Source organism: Psychrobacter sp. 16-MNA-CIBAN-0192, assembly GCF_040309565.1.
Classification (GTDB): domain Bacteria; phylum Pseudomonadota; class Gammaproteobacteria; order Pseudomonadales; family Moraxellaceae; genus Psychrobacter.
Window position 1 is genome coordinate 1 of the sequence record NZ_JBEOOX010000663.1, and the last position, 241, is coordinate 241.

The window sequence follows — 241 nt, forward strand, 5'->3', positions numbered from 1 at the left end:
TGCCTTCTCGCCACGCCTCATGCGGCTTTAATTGGATAAAGGTTTCGATCATAGTAAGCGGTGCCGGGTCTGTTGCCGTTTCGGCACGACCAATTTTACCAAATACGGTTTTAACTTCGGGTACCGTTTTAATCAACTTATCGGTTTGCTGTAGTAACTGCCGTGCTTGACCAATAGATAATGATGGATAGGTGGTTGGCATATACATTATATCACCTTCATCTAATGGAGGGATAAATTC

General features: G+C 43.6%; 1 protein-coding gene. It reads right to left on the reverse strand.

Translation table 11 applies throughout. The annotated features are described in order from the left end of the window. Window positions 1–241, reverse strand: a 241-nt coding sequence (locus tag AAEY78_RS14765) for an efflux RND transporter permease subunit (protein ID WP_352340226.1), incomplete at both ends; no start/stop codon positions are given.